Consider the following 6,399-nt stretch of genomic DNA (forward strand, 5'->3'; position numbering starts at 1 on the left):
CCCCTTCGGTGCTGGCGGACTTGTCACCGTCGAGATTCACCTCGAACTCTTCGGCATACTTGCGCAACTGCGCAAGGCGCTCCTTTGTCGCTTTGTGTGCACGGCGCGCCTCGTTCACGGTATCTTTTGCTTGCTGCTCATCGCGCAGCGCTGCTGCGTAATCGTCTCTGAAAGACATGGTTTGTTCTCCTTGGTTGAATGAACTGTTTATTTGGACTCGGGGCACGACGGTGGAGCGCGCGTGTGTAGTAGCACGGCCATCACCCATCAGCCCTCGCACTCAGTTCAAGACCCAGCCTGACTAGCTGAGCTAAGCGGCGGGATCTCGTCGTAGGCGGGTTTGTCCGCATTAGTGCTTCACACCGCCCAGCACCGTGACGAGCTGCTGGCGCTGCTCATCTGTCAGTTGGGGCGCTGCATTCACGACGGCATCGACGAAGCCGTCGAATAGCTGCGGGGCAGGGCGGCGTGCGGCCGCGAGGTAGGCGTCGAGATCGTCTTGGCGAATCCGATAGGCGGTGCCGAAACGGTGGAATGAAAGACGGCCCTCTTTAATAGCTTTTCGCAACGTGGACTCGGAGCCGACGCCGAGATCGGCGAGTTCCTGCAGCGTGTAAAAGCGTGGCGCGACGGCGGTAGTCGTGTCCTTTTCGGACATAGAAAAACGCTCCTGGGCAGATTGATCTGTCCCGGAGCGGGGTGCTTTACCGGCTTGCTATTCAGGCGGCTTGGAGTGCCGTGCTCAACTCGCTAGAACGGTGGTCTGCCGTCCCATCGCTTTACGGGAGCGCTTACTCCCTACCTGACCGCTTTTGTGGTTGGCAATGCCGTTGCCGACCGGTCTATCTCGTCGGAGGAACCGCGCCTATCACGGTCGAGAGGCTGTCTCTTTATGAATTATCCTCGGGGTTATCCCCCGTATGCGGCTGGCTAAACCAAAAACGAATTAAAACGCCACATACGGTCTGGGGGCCATCGTACGGAACTTATGCGTCGCGCACAATAGCCTGCGACCTAATCTTTACGAATCGAACCGAGCACGTTTCTACACGCCACGTGGCACGGCTGGGGTGTTGTGGTGGGGCAGCTGTTGTGTGGCGGCATGGTGACACGCAAGGGGCGCGCCTTTTTGTGACCTGTGACACGTCTATAGTGTGCTCGTTTCGTAGTTTTGACCTCGTTTCGTAATTTGCCGATCAAAATACGAAAAAATTACGAAACGCTCTACCTGCGGTTTCGTAGAACTACGAAAATCGGAAAACCAAATTACGAAACACGCGATAACGCTGTGACCTGCACAGACACGTCACATTTCGGGGATGTTTCGTAATTTTGCGGCATTTCGACCCAAACCTTTTAAGGGAGAGACACAGACACACATTACGGACACATGTCTACGACATAGACCGTCCTCATTGAGGGCACGCTGCAGGGGTTGTAGCTATGTGACACGGCCGGGATGCTGCGTCACGGTGACACGCAAGGGGCGCGCCTTTTTATGACCTGTGACACGTCTGTAGCGCGGTCGTTTCGTAATTTGCCGATCAAAATACGAAAAAATTACGAAACGCTCTACCTGCGGTTTCGTGATTTCCGCAAACGAAAAGAACAAAACTACGAAACACGCGATAACGCTGTGACCTGCATAGACACGTCACATTTCGGCGGTGTTTCGTAATTTTGCGGTATTTCGACCCAAACCTTTTAAGAGAGAGACACAGACACGCATTGCAGGCACATGTCTACGACACAGAGCGTCCTCGTTGAGGGCACGCTGCGGGGGTTGCAGCTATGTGACACGGCCGGGATACTGCCACGCTGCAACACGTCCGTGGCGCGCCGTTGTGTGACACGCAACACAGGTGTTGTGTGTTCGTTTCGTAGTTTTGACCTCGTTTCGTAATTTGCCGATCAAAATACGAAAAAATTACGAAACGCTCTACCTGCGGTTTCGTGATTTCCGCAAACGAAAAGAACAAAACTACGAAACACGCGATAACGCTGTGACCTGCATAGACACGTCACATTTCGGCGGTGTTTCGTAATTTTGCGGTATTTCGACCCAAACCTTTTAAGAGAGAGACACAGACACGCATTGCAGGCACATGTCTACGACACAGAGCGTCCTCGTTGAGGGCACGCTGCAGGGGTTGCAGCTATGTGACACGGGACACAATCGCAATCAAGGTGTCTCTTCTTATTTAGATTTTCTTCAAAAAGTGGAAAAATTACGAAACGAAAACCATTTACGCTGCTCAACGTATGTTTTTGTGTTTCGTAGTTTTGTTCTTTTCGTTTACGAGATTACGAAATGACCCGCAAATACCTACCGTGACCTGCGGTGATGTGTTTCGTATTTTTCTGCGTAATTTCACGTCGCCCGAAGCAGACACCCTGCCGTGTGCTTGCTGCAGGGCTGCGGCCGTCCCTCCATGTGGAGCGTCAGTGTCGATGCTGTAACTTAAACGTACATACATTTGTGGCGCTCTCGTTACGTGTCTGTGCATTGCCGAGCTCTTTACTGTTGTGTGTGGGCGCGCAGCCGTAGTGTCCGTGCCACTCCGAGTAGGGCGCGTCGTACCCCAAACCCATGTTCAATTAAATTCCAATCCAGAGAGGTCTTGCACTGTTGCGGTGCGGTTGTCTTCTTTCTCACCGTATTGGACCCTGCGAAATTAATTGGATACGATAGGCCCATGTTGATTTCAGGTTCCGTTTTCATGCGGCCGCTCACCAGCCGCTAAGGCGGTTTTCTCCCTCCCGCAGGTTAGAAACCGCTCCGGTCCTTTAGCCGGGCGGCCATTTGCCATGCCCGGCTCCGTTTCAACTCCACGGAGCACACCTGATGTCTACATACGGATACGGCCGTCACGAACATGGCCAAAATTTTCTCACAGACCACAAGATCATCAACTCCATCGTCGATCTTGTAAAACAAACCTCCGGCCCCATCATTGAGATCGGGCCAGGAAGCGGTGCCCTCACTCACCCGATATCCCACTTGGGGAGGGCAATAACGGCAGTTGAGGTAGACGCAAAACTAGCTGCCAAACTCACAAAAAAGACCGCCTCGGCGTCGGTCGAAGTGGTCCATGATGATTTCCTCAACTCCCCGTTACCCGCCACTCCCTGCGTCATTGTGGGAAACATTCCCTTTCACCTCACCACTGCCATTCTTCGAAAGTTGTTGCATGCGCCGGCATGGACTGCCGCTGTACTCCTCATGCAGTGGGAAGTCGCTCGCCGCCGGGCCGGGGTAGGTGCAAGCACGATGATGACAGCTCAGTGGTCCCCATGGTTCACGTTTCACCTTGGTTCCCGAGTACCAAGGTCTGCTTTCCGGCCACAGCCAAACGTTGACGGGGGGATCTTAGTGATCCGCCGGGTGGGTGACCCGAAGATCCCGATAGAGCAACGCAAAGCCTTTCAGGCGATGGTGCACACCGTTTTCACCGCCCGGGGACGCGGGATAGGGGAAATTCTCCGAAGGGCAGGGTTGTTTTCATCACGTTCAGAGACACAATCATGGTTGCGCTCGCGAGGAATCGACCCCGCAACCCTACCTCCCAGATTGCACACCAGCGACTGGATCGATCTCTTCCAGGTGACTGGTTCCTCTTCACCGCGCCATCGGCCCATTTCACAATCGGGAAGTAGTCAACGCCCTCCTCAACGGAAAAATCGAGGCCGGCGGCGGTAATCCCCCCACCACCAAAACCGAAATCCACCAGTAGTAGTGAACGACCCATGTTCGTCTACCGTGAGCCGCGTTATGGCAGTGACGTGTTCTCGTCGGGCACAGTCATAGTTCCCGGCGTTGCCAGCGACAGGGTTCTACACCCAGCAGCGGGACCGATCAAAATCACCCGCACGGGGAACGACCCTGCTGGTGGTTTCGATTTTGATGAAAGCGAGGAGACATAGCCCCTCGCCAACTCCCCGTAGCTGGCGAACAGTAGCTCCTGGCGCTGGCGCTCGTTGGTGAGTTTGCGTGCCACATCGAAAGCCTTATCGACTTCCCGGTCCAAGTTGTTGTGGGCCTTGAGCAGAATTGGGTCCATCGATAACGGGTTGTAGTGCTCCGCGAGTGACCGCTGGGGGTGCCGCTCGCGTGCCCGCAGCACCAACTGTCCAGCGTCGATGATTCGCTGCTGCGCCTTCTCATCTAGTTCACACAGAGCTGGTCCGCAGTTGTAGCTCCCGATGTACTCCGAAAAACGGAAAAAATAAATAGTGGGGATACATCAACCTTCCACTTTCCATTCTTCCGGCTCAGAGTATTGAGGGGTCTGGGACCGGGTCCGTAAACCCTTTATGTTTTTCGCGCACAGCGGTTTTTAGCGACGCACCCTATAGGTTTTCCGCAGAACCTATATGTGTTTCTGTGCACCCCCATATGTTGTCTGTTTCTAGCGGTATTTCGTTGTACTTTGCGCATCGAATAGTTATTTATCGACGACACTCCGTCGAGTTCAAATTTAATGTGTAGGTTAGCCGAATAAGAATCCCTGGCAGATGGTGGGGTAATCCTGCTCTGACATCTTTTTCCAGCTTGGATGCGCTGGGATTAGGACTGGTCACGTGTGAGAAGGTTTCGTGTATAACTAGTAACATGAACTTTTTATTGTTCGGTGGTACCGGTTTCCTTGGAGGACACATTGCGGCTGCAGCAATCGACCGAGGACATCAAGTTACTTGCCTCGCGCGGGGTAACGGGAAGGTTCCCAACGGAGCCGAATTTGTGAGTTCAGACCGTGACCGTGACGGTGCGTACGATGAGGTTGCGGGGAAAACTTGGGACACCATTGTGGATCTGACGAGTCAGCCGAAGCATGCGCGGGATGCGGCGGCGAAACTCCAGGCCAAGCATCGTATATTTGTGTCTTCGAGCAGCGTATATGAGGACCAAGGAAGTATTTCTTCCGAGTCTGATTCCATAGTCACTCCGCTTGAAATTGACTACATGGAGAACATGGGGCAGTACCCAGCTGCAAAGTCTGCTTGCGAAACGATTTATCGCAACATAAATAGGTCGGTAATGGTAGTTCGACCCGGTCTGATCGCCGGCTACGGCGACGAAACAGGGCGCAGTGGTTACTATCCGTGGCGCTTCGCGCATCCCACGGGTGAGAACGTGATCGTCCCAGACCCGGCGTTTCCCGTCGCTATGATTGATGTGAAAGACCTTGCAGACTGGATAGTTGAGTCTGCAGAAGTTGGAACTTTCGGAACGTTTAACGCCACGGGGTTTGCTACTTCCTTGTCCGATGTGTTCAAGATTTCGCGTGAGTTAACCGCATCGGAGGCTACGGAGCGACCTTGCTCTGATGAACTGCTTCTCGCTAATGATGTAACCCCGTGGATGGGCCCAAAATCGTTGCCGTTGTGGGTACCAGGTGAACAGTTTCGCAACATCGCGCTACTCGATTGCGCCACAGCCTACGAAGCTGGCCTGCAGATTCGCCCGTTGAAAGAAACATTGGCGGATGCGCTGCGATTCGAAGAAGAACAGCAGGGGGAAAGACTCGCTGGGCTCAGCGATGAAGAGGAAGTCGTGCTTCGCCAGCGGTTAGAAGGTGGTATTTAGTTTCGGCAGGAACAGTTTTAGTTGCAGTCGGGACCGTACTAAGTTGGTTTTCGTTCCGCGACTGACTGTGAGAATGAGTCCGAATCTGGCTTGAGGGCAACTTCGGCGGTGCTAGCTCTTCATGACGCGGAACGATCTAGCCTGCGGAGGTTGCCTTTCCGAGCAGGAAACGCCTTGCGGCACACTTTTCAGCTTCTCGAATCGCTTGCAACTGAGTGAGGTAGCCTTCTTTCGCCACTCCGTTGAATTCGAGTTCAACGTGTAGTTCCTGGACAGGGTTACTTTTAGTTGTAATCGCATTTTGGCCCGTAGTCGTTTGAGTGTACTTAAATAGACGCAAGTGCCTCACACTCGGTGCCCATACTCGGTCGAGCCTGCACTAGTCTGCTATGAGTGTCGCCATACGGCATCCCACGTTGAAAGTGATCTCGGAGGTCTGATGTCGCCTAGACCTGGCGGAGAAACAGACAAGCTTGGAAATAGGTACGAGCTCGCATGGGCTATCCGCCATGCCTTATATTGCATCGTCGACGATAGACGGGCGTTGACTGCGGAAGACATCGACGCCGAGCTAAATCGAGGTTCCGAGTTCACTTACGACGACGGTCTCGTTACCGAAGTGCACCAGTTAAAACGACAGAACGGCACTAGTAACAGTTGGACAGTCAAGGCTCTCGCCGATCAAAAGATCTTCGAGGCGGCTGCGGAGCATGTGGCGGCGGGCCGAAGTTACCATTTTGTCTCCCTGGTGCCGTGCCGGTCCTTACAAGAATTGTCCGATCTGAGGTTACCCTCGTTTAGTGGACACCCAA

The 6,399-nt window shown here is 53.7% G+C and carries 5 protein-coding genes; 3 read left to right on the forward strand and 2 right to left on the reverse strand.

Going from position 1 to position 6,399, the window contains the following annotated elements; translation table 11 throughout:
• Positions 1 to 349: 349 nt before the first annotated feature.
• Complete coding sequence (locus HMPREF2990_RS01500; protein WP_024058948.1) at positions 350 to 658, reverse strand: helix-turn-helix domain-containing protein; 309 nt, start codon at positions 656 to 658, stop codon at positions 350 to 352.
• Positions 659 to 2,845: 2,187 nt separating this feature from the next.
• On the opposite strand from HMPREF2990_RS01500, the gene erm reads away from it, so the two are divergent.
• Positions 2,846 to 3,700 carry a 23S ribosomal RNA methyltransferase Erm gene (gene erm, locus HMPREF2990_RS01505; RefSeq protein ID WP_070762352.1) on the forward strand — a complete coding sequence of 285 codons (855 nt, stop codon included), beginning with the start codon at positions 2,846 to 2,848 and terminating at the stop codon, positions 3,698 to 3,700.
• Between the two features lie 70 nt (positions 3,701 to 3,770).
• Here the strand turns inward: erm and HMPREF2990_RS13165 are convergent, their stop codons facing one another.
• Positions 3,771 to 4,124: a type IIL restriction-modification enzyme MmeI gene (locus HMPREF2990_RS13165; RefSeq protein WP_016423158.1), complete on the reverse strand. Its 354-nt coding sequence runs from the start codon at positions 4,122 to 4,124 to the stop codon at positions 3,771 to 3,773.
• A gap of 488 nt (positions 4,125 to 4,612) precedes the next feature.
• Here HMPREF2990_RS13165 and HMPREF2990_RS01515 point away from each other — a divergent pair, with 488 nt between their 5' ends.
• Both HMPREF2990_RS01515 and HMPREF2990_RS13080 read left to right on the forward strand, forming a co-directional pair.
• A complete protein-coding gene (locus HMPREF2990_RS01515; RefSeq protein WP_070762354.1) occupies positions 4,613 to 5,587 on the forward strand; it encodes an NAD-dependent epimerase/dehydratase family protein in 975 nt (324 codons plus the stop codon).
• A gap of 544 nt (positions 5,588 to 6,131) precedes the next feature.
• A partial coding sequence (locus tag HMPREF2990_RS13080; RefSeq protein WP_210399948.1) for a hypothetical protein occupies positions 6,132 to 6,399 on the forward strand: 268 nt, incomplete at its 3' end.

The sequence above is a fragment of the Corynebacterium sp. HMSC071B10 genome (assembly GCF_001814825.1).
In the GTDB taxonomy this organism is placed as follows: domain Bacteria; phylum Actinomycetota; class Actinomycetes; order Mycobacteriales; family Mycobacteriaceae; genus Corynebacterium.

Bases quoted from the DNA above. Each gene is read 5' to 3' on its own strand.
- HMPREF2990_RS01500 (WP_024058948.1), bottom strand. From the start codon at position 658: ATGTCCGAAAAGGACACGACTACCGCCGTCGCGCCACGCTTTTACACG.
- erm (WP_070762352.1), top strand. From the start codon at position 2,846: ATGTCTACATACGGATACGGCCGTCACGAACATGGCCAAAATTTTCTC.
- HMPREF2990_RS01515 (WP_070762354.1), top strand. From the start codon at position 4,613: ATGAACTTTTTATTGTTCGGTGGTACCGGTTTCCTTGGAGGACACATT.